The following is a 17,138-nucleotide window of genomic DNA, read 5'->3' as shown; positions in this document are numbered from 1 at the left end:
TGGGCGGAACGGCCGATGCGACGGCACGCGGCCAGCACATCCTCCGCCCGCGCCCCTTCGCCAACCCCGCTACCCAAGGAGCGACCTCATGTCCAACCCCAAGCTCGAAGTCCTGACCCCGCAGAACAGCCAGCTCATCATCATCGACCATCAACCGCAGATGGCCTTCGGCGTGCAGTCGATGGATCGCCAGGCGATGAAGAACAACGTGGTGGGTCTGGCCAAGGCGGCAAAGATCTTCAACATCCCGACCACCATCACCACGGTAGAGAGCGAGTCGTTCTCGGGCTTCACCTATCCGGAAGTGCTGGACGTTTTCCCCAACGCGAAGACGCTCGAGCGCACCTCGATGAACTCGTGGGACGACCAGAAGGTACGTGACGCGCTAAAGGCCAACGGCCGCAACAAGGTCGTGGTGGCCGGCCTCTGGACCGAGGTGTGCAACACCACGTTTGCGTTGTGCGCGATGCTCGAAGGCAACTACGAGATCTACATGGTGGGCGATGCGTCGGGCGGCACCAGCAAGGAAGCGCATGACTACGCGATGCAACGCATGGTGCAGGCCGGCGCGGTGCCCGTGACCTGGCAGCAGGTGTTGCTCGAATGGCAGCGCGACTGGGCCCACCGCGACACGTATGACGCCGTGATGAAGCTGGTCAAGGAACACTCGGGCGCGTACGGGATGGGCGTTGACTACGCCTACACGATGGTCCACAAGGCGGCGCAGCGCACCGCCACGACGCACGAGTCCCTGGCGCCGGTCCCGGCCCGCTGATCCGCGCCGCAGAGGGACATCCAGGCTTTCAGGCATTCACCTACCCTTCTCTCCAGGAACAGACCATGAGCTACATCACCGCTGAAGACGGCACACAGATCTTCTACAAGGACTGGGGCTCCGGCCAGCCGGTCGTGTTCTCGCACGGCTGGCCGCTCAATGCCGACGCATGGGATGCCCAGATGCTGTTCCTGGTGCAGAAGGGCTTTCGTGTGATCGCGCATGACCGCCGTGGTCACGGCCGCTCGGACCAGCCCGCGCAGGGCAACGACATGGACACGTATGCCGACGATCTGGCTGCGCTGCTCGTGGCGCTGGACATCAAGGGCGCCACGCTGGTCGGCCACTCCACTGGCGGCGGCGAAGTGGCGCACTACATTGGCCGGCACGGCACGCAGCGCGTGGCCAAGGCCGTGCTGATCGGCGCGGTGCCGCCGATCATGGCCAAGACCGCGTCCAACCCCAACGGGTTGCCGATCGACGTGTTCGACGGTATCCGCAAGGGCGTGGCCGACAATCGTTCGCAGTTCTACAAGGACCTGGCCGTGCCGTTCTTCGGCTTCAACCGTCCCGGCGCCAAGGTCTCGCAAGGCACCATCGACACGTTCTGGGCGCAGGGCATGGCAGGCGGCATCGTCGGCCAGTACGCCTGCATCCGCGAGTTCTCGGAAGTGGACTACACCGAGGACCTGAAGAAGATCGACGTGCCCACGCTGGTCCTGCACGGTGACGACGACCAGATCGTGCCGATCGACAACGCGGGCCGCCTCTCCGCCAAGCTGGTGAAGAACGCCACGCTCAAGGTGTACCCTGGCGCGTCGCACGGCATGTGCGTGGTCAATGCCGACGCGGTCAATGCGGATCTGCTGGCCTTCCTGAATACTTAGGCCAACGCCACCCAACCCGCTACCCGCGGGCAACTCATCGCCCCGACCGCCGCCATCGTGCGGCGGCCTCTTTGGAGCTATTCACCATGTCATCGACCCCCGACCTCATCCTCGTCAACGGCAAGTTCACCACGCTCGACAAGTCCAACCCGCAAGCAGACGCGGTAGCCATCCAGGACGGGCGCTTCACCAGCGTGGGAACGCGCGACGACATCATGAAACTCGCGGGCGCGCAGACGACGGTGATCGACCTGAACGGCCGGCGAGCCATCCCCGGCCTGATCGACAGCCACATGCACATCATCCGTGGCGGCCTGAACTACAACATGGAACTGCGCTGGGATGGCGTGCGCTCCCTGGCCGATGCGATGCGGATGCTCAAGGACCAGGTGGACCGCACCCCCGCGCCGCAATGGGTGCGCGTGGTAGGCGGCTTCACCGAGCACCAGTTCGCCGAGAAACGGCTGCCGACCATCGACGAACTGAACGCCGTGGCGCCGGACACCCCTGTGTTTATCCTGCACCTGTACGACCGCGCGATCCTGAACGGCGCGGCGCTGCGCACGGTTGGTTATACGAAGGACACCCCCAATCCGCCGGGCGGCGAGATCGTGCGCGATGCCAGCGGCAACCCCACCGGCCTGCTGCTGGCCAAACCCAACGCCACCATCCTCTACGCCACGCTGGCCAAGGGGCCGAAGCTGCCGCTCGAGTACCAGAAAAACTCGACGCGCCATTTCATGCGCGAGGTGAACCGGCTGGGCGTGACGGGCGTGATCGATGCCGGCGGCGGCTTCCAGAATTACCCCGAGGACTACAGCGTCATCGAGGATCTGCACAAGGAAGGCAACCTGACGGTGCGCCTGGCCTACAACCTGTTCACGCAGAAGCCGAAGGCCGAGCTGAACGACTTCACCACGTGGACGTCCACCGTCAAGCCGGGCCAGGGCGATGACCTGTATCGGCACAACGGCGCTGGCGAGATGCTCGTCTACACCGCCGCCGACTTCGAGGACTTTCGCGTCGAGCGGCCCGACATGCCGCCGTCGATGGAGGCCGATCTGGAACCGGTGATCCGTCTGCTGGCCGAGAAGCGCTGGCCGTGGCGCCTGCACGCCACCTACGACGAGACGATCACGCGCGCGCTCGATGTCTACGAGAAGGTGGCACGCGATATTCCGTTCACCGGCCTGAACTGGTTCTTCGATCACGCCGAGACGATCTCCGATCGCAATATCGACCGCATCGCCGCGCTCGGAGGCGGCATCGCAGTGCAGCACCGCATGGCCTACCAGGGCGAGTACTTCGTCGAACGTTATGGCGCGAAAGCCGCCGAGGCCACGCCGCCGATCCGCAAGATGCTCGACAAGGGTGTCAAGGTGGGCGCAGGCACCGATGCGACGCGCGTGGCGTCCTACAACCCGTGGGTGTCGCTGTACTGGCTGACCACGGGCAAGACCGTGGGCGGCATGTCGATGTATCCCCAAGCCAATCTGCTCGATCGCGAAACCGCATTGCGCCTGTGGACCGAGGCCAATACCTGGTTCTCGTCCGAGGAAGGCAAGAAAGGGCAGATCAAGGCCGGCCAGCTCGCCGACCTCGCGGTGCTCTCTGCCGACTATTTCTCCGTGCCCGGCGATGACATCCAGGACATCACGTCCGTGATGACCGTGCTCGGCGGCAAGGTGGTCTACGGCGACAGCGAGTTCGGCAAGCATTCGCCGGAGATTCCGCCCGCGATGCCCGACTGGTCGCCAGCCCGCTACGGCAGCCAGTACCAGCCGCGACCAACCGCCAAGGCGAAGACGCTGGCGATGAACACCGCGTGCGGCTGCGCGTCGTCATGCGGCGTGCACGGCCATGCGCACGCGAAGGCCTGGACATCGAACATGCCGACGTCCGACGAGAGCGGATTCTGGGGCGCGCTCGGCTGTTCGTGCTGGGCGTTCTGAGTCACGTGCCAATCTGAACGGAGACCGGTCATGCCTTCCTCGATGCCTTCGCTGTCATCCGCAGGCGATAGCCCTCACCGGCTGCCGCGCTGGCTGCACTGGGTCGCGTTGTTGCTGCTGTGCGCGGCCTACCTGCAGGGCGGACTGGTCAAGCTGTTCGACTTTCCCAGCGCGATGGCCGAGATGCAGCACTTCGGCCTGTCGCCGGCCGGCCCGCTGGCGGCTGGAACCATCGCGCTGGAACTGGGCGCATCGGCCATGATCCTGAGCGGACGCGGCCGTTGGCTCGGCGCGCTGGCGCTGGCCGCCTTCACGCTGGCGGCGACATTCCTGGCCAATAGCTTCTGGAACGCCCCGCCGGATGCCCGTTTTGGCATGGCCAATGCGTTCTTCGAGCACCTGGGTCTGGTCGGCGGCTTCGTGCTGGTGGCCTGGCATGACCTGCGAGCGTAGAGACGATAGATAGTTCACATGACGCAATCCGCCTCGACGGCAAGCGCTCCCGCATCCACAGGCACCTTCGCACCGCTTGCGCAATCGACCTTCGCGGTCCTGTGGGTGGCGACGATCCTCGGCAATGTCGGCAGCTTCATGCGCGACGTGGCCAGCGCATGGCTGGCCACCGACCTGTCGACCTCGCCGGCTGCGGTGGCCACCATCCAGGCCGCATCGACGCTACCAGTGTTCCTGCTTGCGATTCCCGCCGGCGTGCTGTCCGACATCCTTGACCGCCGCCGCTTCCTGATCGTGATCCAGCTCTGCCTGGCCCTGGTCAGTGGCGCGCTGATGCTGCTGGCATGGCGGCAATCGCTGACGATCGAACTCCTGATCGCGCTGGCGTTCGCCGGCGGCATCGGATCGGCGATGATGGGGCCGACCTGGCAGTCGATCGTGCCGGAACTGGTTCCAGCCAACACGCTGCGGCAGGCCGTGGCGCTCAACTCGCTTGGCGTGAACATCGCGCGCGCAATCGGGCCGGCCACCGGCGGCCTGCTGCTGGCTGCGTTCGGCGCGGCCGCGACTTACGGCGCGGACCTGCTCAGCTACGTGTTCGTGATCGCCGCGTTGATCTGGTGGCATCGACCCCAGCGACCGGTCGATCCGCTACGCGAGCACTTCTTCAGCGCGGCCCGCGCCGGGCTGCGTTTCACGCGGGCGCACAGCAAGCTCCATGTCGTGCTGGCCCGTACCGCCGTGCATTTCGCGTTCGGCAGCAGTGTGTGGGCACTGTTGCCGCTGGTGGCGCGCAAGCTGCTCCATGGCAGCGCGGGGCTCTATGGCGTGATGCTCGGGGCGGTCGGGGTGGGCGCAATTCTTGGCGCGCTGCTCATGCCGCGCCTGCAGAAGCGGCTCGACGCCGACGGGATGGTGCTGCTGTCCGCCATCGTCACGGCCGTCGTGATGGCCGCGCTCTCCGTCGCGCCACCCGTCTGGCTGGCGCTGGTGCTGTTGCTGCTGCTGGGCGCGGCATGGATCATGGCGCTGACCACGTTCGGCGGCGTGGCGCAGGCCATCCTGCCCAACTGGGTGCGTGGCCGCGCGCTGGCGGTCTACCAGATGGTATTCAACGGCGCGCTGGCCGGTGGCAGCTTGCTCTGGGGCTTCGTGGCGCAGGCGCTCGGCACGCCCCCCGCGCTGCTGATCGCCGGCTCGGGCCTGATAGTCGCCGCGCTGGCGCTGCACCGGCTGCGTCTGCCGCACGGCGAAGACGACCTTGGCCCGGCCGGCCACTGGCCCGAGCCCGAAATGGCCGACGAGATCGCGCACGATCGCGGCCCGGTGATGATCCTGATCGAGTACCTGATTGCCCCGGCCAACCGGGACGGCTTCCTGCACGCCGTGCACCGGCTCTCCGAAGAGCGGCTGCGCGATGGCGCATTCAGTTGGGGCGTGATGGAAGACCCCACCAATCCCGAATTGATGACCGAGTGGTTTCTGGTCGAGTCATGGGCCGAGCACCTGCGGCAACACCGCCGCGTGCCGAACGCCGATGCCGACCTGCAGCGAGAAGTGACCGCGTTCCATGGTGGCACGACGCCACCGCGTGTGCGGCATCTGCTGGGCGTGGGACTGCCACCTAACAAGCGATGACGCGCCTGCCGTCCCCCCTGTTTCCTATGACCTGTTTCTTTTGACCCGTTTCGTATTGCGACATATCGCGAGGCTCGCATGAAGCTCTATCTGATCTCATTGGGCGCCGGCATCCTGGTCGGCATCATTTACGCACTGATGCAGGTCCGCTCTCCCGCCCCGCCAGCGGTGGCCCTGATCGGCCTGCTCGGCATGCTTATCGGCGAGCAGGTCGTACCGCCAATCAAGCGCATGATCGCGGGAGAGCCCGTCACCGTGGCGTGGTTCCACCAGGAATGCATGCCGAAGATCACGGGCACGCCTGGCCCGACACTGGCCGCGGCCGACACCAAGGAGAGCAAGCCGGAGCAATGAGGCCGCCATTGGGGCCGATGTCCGGAGCACCGTGTGACTGCCCTTCCCGTAATCGCGATCGTTGACGATGACGCCTCCGTCAGGGACGCCATGGGGCAACTGGTGCGTTCGTTCGACCTGGCCGTGGAACTCTACGCCAGCGGGCAGGCACTGCTGCAGTCCGCGTCGATCGGGCATATCCGGTGCGTGGTCAGCGACGTGCGAATGCCGGGCATCGACGGCTTCGCGCTCTGCACGGCGCTGCGCGCGCTCGGGCTCGATGTGCCGGTCATCCTCATGACCGCCTATGCCCAGGACGGTGACGAACAGCGCGCCCTTGACGTGGGCGCCACCGGGTTCCTCGGCAAGCCGTTTCAGGAGAGAGAATTGCTCCGGTGCCTGGCGCGTGCGCTGGCCAGCGGCCAGAGTGGGTCGGGGATCTGACGCGCGGGCTATCCGGCATCGTCCTGCACCAGCCCGAGAGACTGGGCCATGATGACCAGTTCGGCGAACGTGCGGGCCTGCATCTTGCGCATGGCGTGACCGCGATAGATCTTGACCGTGGCTTCGCTGATGCCGAGGTCGTCGGCGATCTGCTTGTTCATCAGGCCACGCGCCGCCAGTTGCATGACTTCCTGCTCCCGGCCGGTCAGGCGGTCGAAAAGATCGCGAAGCTGCCGGCTCTGCGCCTCGGCGTCGCGCTGCGCCCGGTCGCGCTGCAAGGCCTCGTCGACGGCGTCGAGCAGGTCCTGGTCGCGGAATGGCTTGGCGATGAAGTTGACGGCACCGGCCTTCATGGCCGCCACCGTCATCGGGACGTCACCACGGCCGGAGATGAATACGATCGACGCATGGCGACCCGCCCGGTTGAGCGTGGCCTGCAGGTCGAGGCCGCTCGCGCCATGCAGATGCACGTCGAGCACGATGCAGGTGGGCCGATCCGGAATGCCGTGTGCGAGCAATTCCTCCGCCGAGGCGAACGACTCCGCCGCGAGTCCCGCCGAGCGGAACAGGCTGGATAGCGCCACGCGCACATCCTGATCGTCATCGACGACCAGCACCGCGCTCTCTTCACTTTCATCACCCTCTTCGATCCTGTCACGCGTCATGGCGATCCTGGGGGCATTCGTTCCGGGAAGTGGGATTATCGGCGCTTTGCCCTGAAATGCAAGCGGCCACGCGATCCGCCCCGGGCGTTCTGCCCCGGGACGCATCGACGTGGCCGTTGCGTGTCACCAGCTACCGGCACGAAGCCGGTCTGACGTCTACGGTCAGGTCTCCTTCTTGCCGATGAACACCATGCGTAGCGCCGGCACGATCACCAGCAGCATGATCGGTCCGATCAACATGCCGCCCACCACCACGGTGGCCAGCGGACGCTGCACCTGGCTGCCGATTCCGGTGGAGATGGCCGCCGGCAGCAAGCCGATACAGGCCGAAAGCGCCGTCATCAGCATCGGACGCATCCGCTGCTGGGCCGCCTGCGACATCGCCGCCTCGGACTTCAGCCCCTGTTCACGCAACTGGTTGTAGTAGGTGATCATCAGGATGCCGTCCATGACCGATACCCCGAACAGCGAGACAAAGCCGATGGCCGCCGAGATACTGAAATCCAGACCGGTCACGAACAGCGCGATCACACCCCCGGCGATGGCGAACGGAATGCCCGCGAGCGTCATGACGCTGTCCCGCAGCGAATTGAACAGACCGTACAGCAGCACCATGATCATCACGATGCTGATCGGCACGATCAGCGCCAGTCGCTTCTTTGCCAGCTCCAGTTGCTCGAACTCGCCCGCCCACTGGATGCGGTAGCCCTCGGGCAGCTTGATCTTGCTGGCGATACGCGCCTGCGCTTCCGCCACCGTGCTACCCAGGTCGCGGTCACGCACGCTGAACTTGATCGGGATGTATCGCTGGTTGCGCTCGTGATAGATGTACGACGCCCCGGTATCCAGCGATATGTCCGCCAGCGCGCTCAACGGAATATAGGCATTCGCGCCATCCGCTGTCTGGTACGCCACCTTGATGTTGCGGATCGCGTCGATACTGCCGCGATACTCGGGCGCCATACGCACCGTCAGCGAGAACTGCCGGTCGCCTTCGAGCACGGTCGTCGCCTGCGTGCCACCGAGCGCGGCCTCCACCACCGAGTTGACATCGCCGGTGTTGAGCCCGTAACGCGCCGCCGCCTCGCGGTTGATCTTGATGTTCAGGTTGGGCTGACCCAGCACGCGGAACACGCCAAGGTCCGACACGCCCCGGATCTCCTTCATCTCGTGCAGCACCTGATCGGCCAGCTTCTCCAGCGTGGGCAGGTCGCGGCCGACGATCTTCACCGAGTTCGCGCCCTTCACGCCGGAAAGGCCTTCCTGGACGTTGTCCTGGATGTACTGCGAGAAATTCAGCGAGATCCCTGTGAACTCGTTGGCAAATTCCTTCTGCACCTCCGCGACCAGCTTGTCCTTGGTCATGCCCGCCGGCCATTGATCCATCGGCTTGAGCGGCACGAAGAACTCCGCGTTGAAGAAGCCCGCCGCATCGCTGCCATCGTCCGGACGGCCATGCTGGGACACCACCGTCGCCACTTCAGGATGCGACAGCAGGATCTTGCGCATTCGCGCCACTGACGGCACGCCGGCCTCCAGCGAAACGGTTGGTGGCATGGTGGCGCGGATCCAGAGGTTGCCCTCTTCCAGCGCCGGCAGGAACTCGGTGCCCAGCAGCGGCATCAACGCCCCCGTCACCGCCAGCACGCCGGCGCCAATCGCCACCGACAGCTTCTTGTTGCCGAGCGACCATTTGAGCGCAGGCTCATAGATACGATGCAGCCAGCGCACCAGGATGGTTTCCTTCTCCTCGATGTGCTTGGGCAGCAGATAGGTGCACAGCACCGGCGTCACCGTGAACGTGGCGATCAGCGCGCCCAGCAGTGCATAGCCATAGGTACGCGCCATCGGCCCGAAGATCTGCCCTTCCACACCCTGCATCGTGAACAGCGGGACGAACGCCGCCACCGTGATGGCCGCCGAGAAGAACACCGCCTTGTCCACCTGCAGCGCGCTCACGAAGATCATGCGGATGCGGTCCGTGATACCTGCACCCCTGCCGATCGCCCGCGCGTCCCGACTCATCAGCAGCCGCTGCTGATCCGCCAGCGGCATCTGGAAGTTCCGGAATATGTTCTCCACCAGAATCACCGAGGAGTCCACGATGATCCCGAAGTCGACCGCCCCCACCGACAAGAGGTTGGCGGATTCTCCCAGCATCACCAGGATCATGATGCTGAAGAAGAGCGCGAACGGTATGTTGACGCTGACGATCACCGCGCTGCGCAGATCGCCCAGGAATACCCACTGGATGAAGAACACCAGCAGACAGCCGAACAGCAGGCTGTGCAGCACCGTGTGCGTGGTGACCGAGACCAGCGTCGAGCGGTCGTAGTAGGGCTCCATCTTCACGCCGGCAGGCAGCGTGCCGTCGCTGTTGATCTTGTCGATCTCGGCCTTGACGCGCGCCACCACCTCGTTGGTCTGCAGCGTCCGGTTCATCACGACGATGGCGGTGACCACGTCGTCCTGGTTGTCGCGCCCGGAGCGTCCCAGGCGTGGCGTGAAGCCGATCTTGACCTTGGCGACGTCCTTGACCTGCACGGGCACGCCATTGTGCTGTGTCAGCACCACCTGTTCGATGTCCTTGGTGTCCTCGATCAGGCCTACACCACGTATGTTGACCGACTGCTGTCCAAGGTTGATAGTCCGGCCGCCAACGTTGATGTTGGCATTACCCAGCGCGGAGATCATCTGCTGCAGCGTGATGTTGTACGCGTCGAGCTTGTGCAGGTCGGCCTCGACGTCGTACTCCTTGGTCGTGCCACCCCAGCTCACCACCTGGGCCACACCGGGCACCGTCTTGAGGCGACGTTCAAGCACCCAGTCCTGCAGCGTGCGCAGGTTCGTCAGCCCGAAGTGCGCCGGCCCCCTGAGCTGGTAGCGATAGATTTCACCGACCAGGCTCGACGCCTGGATCTGCGGCTGCACGTTGTTCGGCAGGCTGACGTTCTGCTGCAGGTTGAGCGCGGCCTGCGTATAGGCGAAGTAGTAGTCGACGCCGTACTTGAACGTCACCCGCACGAACGACAGGCCGTAGAACGAGGTCGAGCGGATGCTCTCCACGCCCGGCGTGGCGGCCAGCCCCACTTCCATGGGCACCGTGTAGTAGCGCTCCATCTCCTCGGCGGACAGGCCCGGGGCCTGCGCGGTGATCTCGAGAATCACCGGCGCGGGGTTCGGATAGGCTTCGATGTTCAGCTTCGAGTAGGCGAACAAGCCGGCCCCGGCAAATACCAGGAGGAAAAGCAGAATGAGCGGCCGTCGCGTCAGCGACAACCGGAGTACGTTCCTGAGCACGGAGGCCTCGTCTTCGAATTCTTCGGAATGACTGGGAAGCGGTGGATACGCTTACTGGGCGGCCAGTGCCGCGGCGTTGCTCAGGAACAATGCCCCTTCGCTCGCCACAAGCTCGCCCGGCGCGAGGCCGCTGAGAATCTGCACCAGACCGTCCTGGGTCTGTCCGACCGTGACCACGCGGCGCTCAAAGCGGCGCTGATCCTTGGTCGTCCATACGGTCATCGTGCCGTCGCCTTCGCGCACCAGACCATCGGCGGCGACCGCCGCGGAACGATCTGGCTCACCGGTGCGGATCGAGAAGGACGTGATCATCCCCGGCCGCAGTTCGTGCTTCGGGTCCTTGACCTCGGAACGGACCATCAGGCGGTGCGTGGCGGCGTCGATGGACGCGCCCGTTGTCGTGATGGTTCCGGCGAACTCCCGTCCCGGAAAGGCCATCGCATGGACCTTGACCGCCTGCCCCACCTTCAGCAGCGGGCTGTCTGCTTCGGTCACGAATGCCTGCATCCAGATCGTGGAGATATCGGAAACCGTGATCGGTGCCGGGCTGTTGCCGGGCTGGACCAGCAGGCCCGGCTGCGCATTGCGCGCCGTCACGCGGCCCGCGATCGGGCTGACCACGGTCAGGACCGGGTCGGTGCGACGTTGTTCGATGATGCGATCCATTTCGGACGCGCTCTTGCCGAAGATGGCCACGGCGTCGCGCGCTGCCTTGTAGGCGGCTTCCGCGGCCTGCTGATCGGAGATGGCCTGGTCGAGATCCTTCTGCGCGATACCCTGAATCTCAAAGAGCTGATGCGCGCGCTCCAGCGCCTTGGCATTGAGCTTGCGCGCACCGGCAGCGGAGATCAGCGTCGATTCGGCCTGGACCAGATCCGGGCTCTCGATATCGAACAACGGCGCTCCCTTGGCCACGTCTTCGCCAACCTTCACGAACACGTTGCGAACCTTGCCCTGGTAGGCCGTGAACACCTGGACCGAGCGGTCCTGATTGAAGTCGATATTGCCGACGGCTTCGCGCTGGTTGGCGAACTCATAGTCTTGCACCGACACGACCTTGACTGTACCCATCTGGGTCTGGGTCAACGTGACGGACGAGCCGCGCGGCGCCACCTTAGGCTCCGACGGACCTCCCTGACCGAAGCCTTTTTCCGGGCCGTAGAGCGGGCTGGGCTGCGTCCACGCGTTGAATGCGAACATCAACCCCACCAGGACCACAGCGGTGGCGCCCCCGCCCAGGATGGCGGACTTGGCATCGAAACGCATGGACTAACCCTCTGGATTCTGAAAACTTGGGCAAATGATGAGAGTTCGCCGCGTCACGGTCTACTGTGATTAATGACAGTGGCCTCCCCGGCGCATCGCTCATAGAATCCGCCCAGCGCTACCAATAGCTCTACCAACAGCACCAGCCATCGCTTTGAGGTCACGGCCCATGCTGCCAGATCACCGCAGCCCTTCCATTCGCTCCAGAATCCCATTCGCCGGCACGGCTTGCGCCCTGGCCGTTTGCGGCGTTCTGACGGCCTGCGCCGTCGGCCCCAATTTCCAGACGCCGAAGGCGCCCGACGCCACCGCGTACACGCCCAAGCCGCTGCCCACCGAGACAGCATCCGCACCGGTGCAAGGCGGCGAAGCCCAGCGCTTTGTCGAAGGCATGCAGATCCCCGAACAGTGGTGGAGCATGTTGCACTCGGAGAAGCTCGACCGCTTTATCGCGGCAGCGATGAAGGCCAATCCGACAGTGACGGCCGCGCAAGCCGCGTTGCGGCAGGCTCAGGCGCAAGTGCGCGCGCAGCAGGGCTTCTTCTTCCCGACCGTCTCGGGTTCCTATTCGCCATCGCGGCAGCGCAATGCGGTAGGAACGATCTCGCCGACGCTGACGTCTGGCGATCCGCTCTACAACCTGCACACGGCGGAACTGTCGATCAGCTATGCGCCCGATGTCTTCGGCCTGAACCGCCGGCGGGTGGAGTCGCTGCAGGCGCTCGAGGATGCGCAGCGCTTCGAGGTGGAGGCTACCTACCTGACACTGGCATCGAACATCAGCCTGGCCGCTATCGAGGAAGCCTCGTTGCGCGCTCAGATCGACGCGCAGCAACGTATCGTCGCCATCGAGACCAAGCTGTACAACCTGCTGCAGAAGCAATTCACGCTCGGGTTCGTCAGCGGTCTCGAAGTGGCCGCGGCCCGGGCCCAGCTTGCGCAGGCCGAACAGGCACTGCCAGGGCTGCGCAAGCAACTGGCCCTGCAGCGCGACCTGCTGGCTGCCCTGGCCGGCAAGCTGCCGGCCGATCCGCTCGACGCCGAGTTCACGTTCGACGATTTCAAGTTGCCGGCGGAACTGCCGGTGTCGTTGCCATCTGAACTGGTGCGACAACGCCCGGACGTGCGCGCGGCCGAAGCGCAGTTGCATTCGGCCACGGCCGAAGTCGGCGTGGCCATCGCCAACATGCTGCCGCAACTCACCATCACTGGCTCGTACGGCGGCACGGCCACCGTGTTCAACCAGATGTTCAGCGCCGGCAACGTCTTCTGGAGCCTGGCCGGCAACGTCGCGCAAACGTTCTTCGCCGGCGGCACGATGCTGGCGCTCAAGCACGGCGCCGATGCCGCGCTCGTGCAGGCCGAGGCCCAGTACCGCAGCACCGTCATCAACGCGTTCCAGAACGTGGCCGATACGCTGCACGCGATCGACGCCGATGCGGAAACGCTGCGTGCGGCCATCACCTCTGAGCAGGCCGCGCGCACGACGCTGGAGATCACCGAGAAGCAACTGTCGAGCGGCTACGTCAATGTGCTGGCAGTGCTCAACGCCGAACAGACGATGCGCACGGCCACACAGGCTACGGCACAGGCGCAGGCTGCGCGCTTCACGGATACCGTGGCGCTCTACCAGTCACTGGGTGGCGGCTGGTGGAACCGCCAGGCCGAAGGCACGCAGGTGGGTGACGCGGGCAAGCCGGCCCGCGCCGAAGTCGCTACGCGCTGAGCGGCGCTGGCGCTTCTGGCAGCCTGAGCAAGAAGCGCGAGCCCGTGCCTTCCGCGCTCCGCACCGACACCGTGCCGCCGTGCAGTTCGGCGGCCAGCCGGACGATATAGAGTCCCACGCCCGCGCCGGCGGTGCCGGTCACGTTGGCGCCGCGCACGTATCGCTCGAACACGTGGCCGAGATCCTTCTCCGGAATGCCGATGCCCTGGTCCGCGACGCAAATCAGGATCGCGCCCGATTCCATTGATACATCCACGCTGACCGGCGTCTTGGGCGGCGAATACTTGACGGCGTTCCCGATCAGGTTGCTCACGGCCTGGAACAGCAAGCGCGCATCGCCATGGAAAATCTCGGGTACGTCTTCGCGCCACTGCTCCACGATCTGCGCATCCGGTGAACTTTCGCGATGCATCTCGCAGACCTCGTGCACCAGCAGGCGTAGCGAGAACTCCGTGCGTTGAAACGCCCCCGGCGTTGCCAGGTCGAGCACCTGCGAAGCCCCGAGCATATCCTCGATCAACGCGGTCATCCGCCGCACCGCCGCGCGGATCTTGCTCGAGCGATCCAGCACCGGCTCGAGCGACAGCGGCGGCTTCATATGACTCAGGCGCTGCGCGTAGCCGTCGATCACGGTCAGCGGGGTGCGGAATTCGTGCGACACCATCGACACGAAGTTGCGCTGCAATTCCGCCATGCGCCGCTCGTTGGCCAGCGTGATTTCCAGCGTGCGGGCCTGCTCGGCCAGCGTGGCGCGGCTTTGCGCCAGCGCCACCGTGTTGTCGCGGAACCGGACCACGGCGCGAGCGATCTCTCCCACTTCGTCGGGACGCTCGGTCGATGGGATGTCAATCGCGGTTTCGTTGTCGGAGATCCGGTGCATCCGGTCGACCAGTACCGCGATTGGATTGGTCACAGCCGTGACGAAGTAAAGCACGCCGGCAATCATCAGCAACGCCGCCACGATGATCGCGTTCACGATCAGGTCCCTGGCATGCCGGTAGGCTACGGCCTCCGCCTGGGTCGCCTCGTTCGCGCCGGTGACGTTGCGCTCGGTCAGCGTGGCCAGCGTGGCATTGGCCACACTGAAGGCGCGTCGGGACTCCTGGTAGTAAAGCGCAATGGCCTCGGTCTTGTCATCGCGCTGGGAAAGCACCAGCACCCGGCTGGCCAGTTCGCGATATGCGCGCCACTGCTCGCTGAACTGTTGGTAAAGGTCCAGCTCGATGGGGTCATGCTCGATCGTTTCATAGCGCCGCTTGGCATCCGCGATTTCTTCATCGAGTACCGCGAGCGAACCTTCCGCGCGCCCCCGATCCTTGCCGCGACGCGCGGTCAGCAGTTCGCCCTCGGTGGCGCGAAAGTCCGAAATGCTGTTATTGAGATCGCCCGCGATGCGGTTGCTCAGCAGCCAGCGGCCACTGATCTCGGCCGCGACGTTGTGAAAGGCGCTGAGCCTGTTGATGCTGAACGCGCCCAGCCCGATCACAAGCAGCAGGAACAAGACGAATACCAGCGGCAGACGCACACGCAATCGATGAAGCTGTGCCAGCGGAGCCGCGGAAAGCCTGCCCACCGCTACCTTTCCCTCTGCGCTAGACAAGTGGCGCATACATTACCCTGAAGTTGCAAGATGCCGTTCGATTGACGGGTTGCGGCCCGCTCCCCTACAGTAGTGCCCCTACATGGTCACATCTGCAGACAATACTCCCCGCCAGATTCTATGCATCGAAGACGATGCAGAGACGGCAACGCTCATCGCGGAAGAACTGACCGAGCGAGGCTTTGCCGTGACCGTCGCCCATGACGGCCAGGAGGGCTTTGCCGCCATTCTGCGCATGCCACCCGATCTTGTCGTGTGCGATGTGGGCATGCCTGTCATGGACGGCTTCGAGGTGCTCGCCAAACTGCGCGCGCTGGCCCCGCGCTTTGCCGGAGTACCGTTCGTTTTCCTTACTGCGCTGGCCCAGCGCGATGCCGAACTCAAGGGACGCCGCCTGGGCGCGGACGACTACGTCACCAAACCCGTGGATTTTGACATCCTTGAGAGCATTATCGAAGCGCGGCTGTCGCGCGCTGTCAAACCGCAACAACGCACCCCGCAGAACGTCACGCTGAGCGAGCGCGAGATCGAGGCGCTTTCATGGTCCGCGCGCGGCAAGACGTCGGGCGAGATCGCGACGATCCTGGGGCTGTCGAAGCGGACGGTCGATTTCCATATCGACCGCGCGAGGGAAAAACTGGGCGTGGCCACGCGAGTCGAAGCCGTGGTGCGCGCGGCCACCGAGGGGTTCATCAAACCGTAGGCACCGATCAGTCGTCGTCGTGCCAGCGGTGCCATTCACGACGGCGGTACTCGTGCTCGCGCCATTCGTGCTCGCGCCACTCCCGGCCGCGCCAGCCATCGTAGTAGCCCGGCGCCACCACGACCGGCCGCGGTGCCACGTAGACCGGAGGCGGCGGCGCGACATACACCGGAGCCGGTTGGTAATAGACCGGCGCCGCCGGTGCCACGACGACACCGGGGATGCCGATGCCAATTCCTACGTCCACGCGAGCCAGCGCGCTGCCCGATGCCAGTGCCGCCACGCCGGCCACGATGCCGGCAATCATGATTCGTTTCATATGCAGTACCTCCTGCGTGCAAGTCTATGAGCGCCCGGGTTCGTCTTGTCTTTGCGAACTGTTAGCGCGGTTATGACGTGTAACGGAGATATCCATCGAACGTTGACGAATCAGACACATTCTTGGCCGGAAGCTTTGTAAGGGATTGTTGCCACGCCGCGCACTATGGCTACGCTAAGTCTTGTACGAAAGAATGGCCTCTCGCTTTCGCGGCGTCGCTCCTTAATGAAGACTTAATGCAGCCGCTGTACAACCTCCGCGCACGCGCCGCGGCTTAATCCAGCCTTAAGACAACGAACATGCGATGAACACTTCCACCACACATCACGCACTCAGCAAGGTGCCCGAGATCACGCTGGGCTTCTGGCTCATCAAGATCGCCGCCACCACGCTTGGGGAAACCGGCGGCGATGCCTTGTCGATGTCGCTGAATCTCGGCTACCTCGTCAGCACCGCGATATTCGCGGTGGTCTTCCTTGCCGCCGTGTCCGCGCAGATCCGCGCGCGCGCTTTCCGGCCCGCGCTGTACTGGGTGACCATCGTCGCCACGACCACTGTCGGCACCACGCTCGCGGACTTCGCGGACCGCTCGCTCGGCATCGGCTATGCCGGAGGCAGCGCACTGCTGCTGGCGCTGCTCCTGCTGTCGCTGGCCACGTGGTATCGCTCGATGGGAACGGTGTCGGTGGACACGGTCAACTCGCCGAAGGCCGAGCTGTTCTACTGGGTGACGATCATGTTCTCGCAGACACTCGGCACGGCGCTGGGCGACTGGACCGCCGACACCATCGGCCTGGGCTATCTGGGCGGAATGCTCGTCTTCGTCGCACTGCTCGCAGCAATTGCCGCGGCCTACTACTGGACCAGCATCTCGCGCACCCTGCTGTTCTGGGCCGCCTTTATCCTGACCCGTCCGCTCGGTGCCGTGGTCGGCGACTTTCTTGACAAGCCGCTGCAATCGGGTGGGCTGGCGCTGAGCCGCTTCTCGGCGTCGGCCGCGCTGGTCTCGTTCATGGTGATCTGCATCCTGCTGCTGCCCCAGCGGGCGGCGGCCCGCGCAAGCCATTGAGCGGCGCT

General features: G+C 64.9%; 15 protein-coding genes. 10 read left to right on the top strand and 5 right to left on the bottom strand.

Translation table 11 applies throughout. The features are described 5' to 3' along the window. Window positions 1-88 precede the first annotated feature (88 nt). From D769_RS28315 to D769_RS28285, 7 genes are all read left to right on the top strand, one after another. Window positions 89-775 carry a hydrolase gene (locus tag D769_RS28315; RefSeq protein WP_008651875.1) on the top strand — a complete coding sequence of 229 codons (687 nt, stop codon included), beginning with the start codon at window positions 89-91 and terminating at the stop codon, window positions 773-775. 65 nt (window positions 776-840) lie between these two features. Continuing rightward, window positions 841-1,662, top strand: a complete 822-nt coding sequence (locus tag D769_RS28310) for an alpha/beta hydrolase (protein WP_008651873.1) — start codon at window positions 841-843, stop codon at window positions 1,660-1,662. Between the two features lie 86 nt (window positions 1,663-1,748). Continuing rightward, entirely contained in the window at window positions 1,749-3,614 is a 1,866-nt protein-coding gene (locus D769_RS28305) for an amidohydrolase (RefSeq protein ID WP_008651871.1), read from the top strand. Between the two features lie 30 nt (window positions 3,615-3,644). Further along, entirely contained in the window at window positions 3,645-4,067 is a 423-nt protein-coding gene (locus D769_RS28300; protein ID WP_008651870.1) for a DoxX family protein, read from the top strand. A gap of 18 nt (window positions 4,068-4,085) precedes the next feature. Further along, window positions 4,086-5,705 (top strand): MFS transporter, encoded by a 1,620-nt coding sequence (locus D769_RS28295; protein ID WP_008651868.1) that lies wholly within the window; start codon window positions 4,086-4,088, stop codon window positions 5,703-5,705. 78 nt (window positions 5,706-5,783) lie between these two features. Beyond that, entirely contained in the window at window positions 5,784-6,059 is a 276-nt protein-coding gene (locus D769_RS28290) for a XapX domain-containing protein (RefSeq protein ID WP_008651867.1), read from the top strand. Window positions 6,060-6,092: 33 nt separating this feature from the next. Then, complete coding sequence (locus tag D769_RS28285; RefSeq protein WP_008651865.1) at window positions 6,093-6,482, top strand: response regulator; 390 nt, start codon at window positions 6,093-6,095, stop codon at window positions 6,480-6,482. A gap of 8 nt (window positions 6,483-6,490) precedes the next feature. On the opposite strand, the gene D769_RS28280 is transcribed toward D769_RS28285, so the two are convergent. From D769_RS28280 to D769_RS28270, 3 genes are all read right to left on the bottom strand, one after another. Then, window positions 6,491-7,147: a response regulator gene (locus D769_RS28280; protein WP_008651864.1), complete on the bottom strand. Its 657-nt coding sequence runs from the start codon at window positions 7,145-7,147 to the stop codon at window positions 6,491-6,493. A 162-nt stretch (window positions 7,148-7,309) separates the two neighbouring features. Then, entirely contained in the window at window positions 7,310-10,447 is a 3,138-nt protein-coding gene (locus tag D769_RS28275) for a CusA/CzcA family heavy metal efflux RND transporter (RefSeq protein WP_040011318.1), read from the bottom strand. A 51-nt stretch (window positions 10,448-10,498) separates the two neighbouring features. Further along, on the bottom strand, window positions 10,499-11,713 hold the full coding sequence (locus tag D769_RS28270) for an efflux RND transporter periplasmic adaptor subunit (RefSeq protein ID WP_008651859.1): 1,215 nt from the start codon (window positions 11,711-11,713) through the stop codon (window positions 10,499-10,501). A 169-nt stretch (window positions 11,714-11,882) separates the two neighbouring features. On the opposite strand from D769_RS28270, the gene D769_RS28265 reads away from it, so the two are divergent. After that, window positions 11,883-13,439, top strand: coding sequence for an efflux transporter outer membrane subunit (locus D769_RS28265; RefSeq protein ID WP_008651858.1), 1,557 nt, complete (start codon window positions 11,883-11,885; stop codon window positions 13,437-13,439). Here the strand turns inward: D769_RS28265 and D769_RS28260 are convergent. Next, on the bottom strand, window positions 13,429-15,012 hold the full coding sequence (locus D769_RS28260; protein WP_008651856.1) for an ATP-binding protein: 1,584 nt from the start codon (window positions 15,010-15,012) through the stop codon (window positions 13,429-13,431). The genes D769_RS28265 and D769_RS28260 overlap by 11 nt on opposite strands. 109 nt (window positions 15,013-15,121) lie before the next feature. On the opposite strand from D769_RS28260, the gene D769_RS28255 reads away from it, so the two are divergent. Beyond that, window positions 15,122-15,742 (top strand): response regulator, encoded by a 621-nt coding sequence (locus D769_RS28255; RefSeq protein ID WP_008651855.1) that lies wholly within the window; start codon window positions 15,122-15,124, stop codon window positions 15,740-15,742. 7 nt (window positions 15,743-15,749) lie between these two features. Here the strand turns inward: D769_RS28255 and D769_RS28250 are convergent, their stop codons facing one another. Continuing rightward, a complete protein-coding gene (locus D769_RS28250) occupies window positions 15,750-16,061 on the bottom strand; it encodes a hypothetical protein (protein ID WP_008651852.1) in 312 nt (103 codons plus the stop codon). 304 nt (window positions 16,062-16,365) lie between these two features. On the opposite strand from D769_RS28250, the gene D769_RS28245 reads away from it, so the two are divergent. Further along, the gene (locus D769_RS28245; RefSeq protein ID WP_008651851.1) at window positions 16,366-17,130 is read left to right on the top strand and encodes an MFS transporter; all 765 of its coding nucleotides are present in this window, start codon (window positions 16,366-16,368) and stop codon (window positions 17,128-17,130) included. The last annotated feature ends 8 nt before the right edge of the window (window positions 17,131-17,138 follow it).

It is taken from the genome of Cupriavidus sp. HMR-1 (assembly GCF_000319775.1).
Taxonomy (GTDB): domain Bacteria; phylum Pseudomonadota; class Gammaproteobacteria; order Burkholderiales; family Burkholderiaceae; genus Cupriavidus; species Cupriavidus metallidurans.
The sequence above is the reverse complement of the archived record's forward strand: the minus strand, read 5'-3'. Positions and strand labels throughout refer to the sequence as shown.

Excerpts from the sequence above, each read along its gene's own strand:
- D769_RS28315 (WP_008651875.1), top strand. The coding sequence starts at position 89 with ATGTCCAACCCCAAGCTCGAAGTCCTGACCCCGCAGAACAGCCAGCTC.
- D769_RS28310 (WP_008651873.1), top strand. The coding sequence starts at position 841 with ATGAGCTACATCACCGCTGAAGACGGCACACAGATCTTCTACAAGGAC.
- D769_RS28305 (WP_008651871.1), top strand. The coding sequence starts at position 1,749 with ATGTCATCGACCCCCGACCTCATCCTCGTCAACGGCAAGTTCACCACG.
- D769_RS28300 (WP_008651870.1), top strand. The coding sequence starts at position 3,645 with ATGCCTTCCTCGATGCCTTCGCTGTCATCCGCAGGCGATAGCCCTCAC.
- D769_RS28295 (WP_008651868.1), top strand. The coding sequence starts at position 4,086 with ATGACGCAATCCGCCTCGACGGCAAGCGCTCCCGCATCCACAGGCACC.
- D769_RS28290 (WP_008651867.1), top strand. The coding sequence starts at position 5,784 with ATGAAGCTCTATCTGATCTCATTGGGCGCCGGCATCCTGGTCGGCATC.
- D769_RS28280 (WP_008651864.1), bottom strand. The coding sequence starts at position 7,147 with ATGACGCGTGACAGGATCGAAGAGGGTGATGAAAGTGAAGAGAGCGCG.
- D769_RS28270 (WP_008651859.1), bottom strand. The coding sequence starts at position 11,713 with ATGCGTTTCGATGCCAAGTCCGCCATCCTGGGCGGGGGCGCCACCGCT.
- D769_RS28265 (WP_008651858.1), top strand. The coding sequence starts at position 11,883 with ATGCTGCCAGATCACCGCAGCCCTTCCATTCGCTCCAGAATCCCATTC.
- D769_RS28255 (WP_008651855.1), top strand. The coding sequence starts at position 15,122 with ATGGTCACATCTGCAGACAATACTCCCCGCCAGATTCTATGCATCGAA.
- D769_RS28250 (WP_008651852.1), bottom strand. The coding sequence starts at position 16,061 with ATGAAACGAATCATGATTGCCGGCATCGTGGCCGGCGTGGCGGCACTG.
- D769_RS28245 (WP_008651851.1), top strand. The coding sequence starts at position 16,366 with ATGAACACTTCCACCACACATCACGCACTCAGCAAGGTGCCCGAGATC.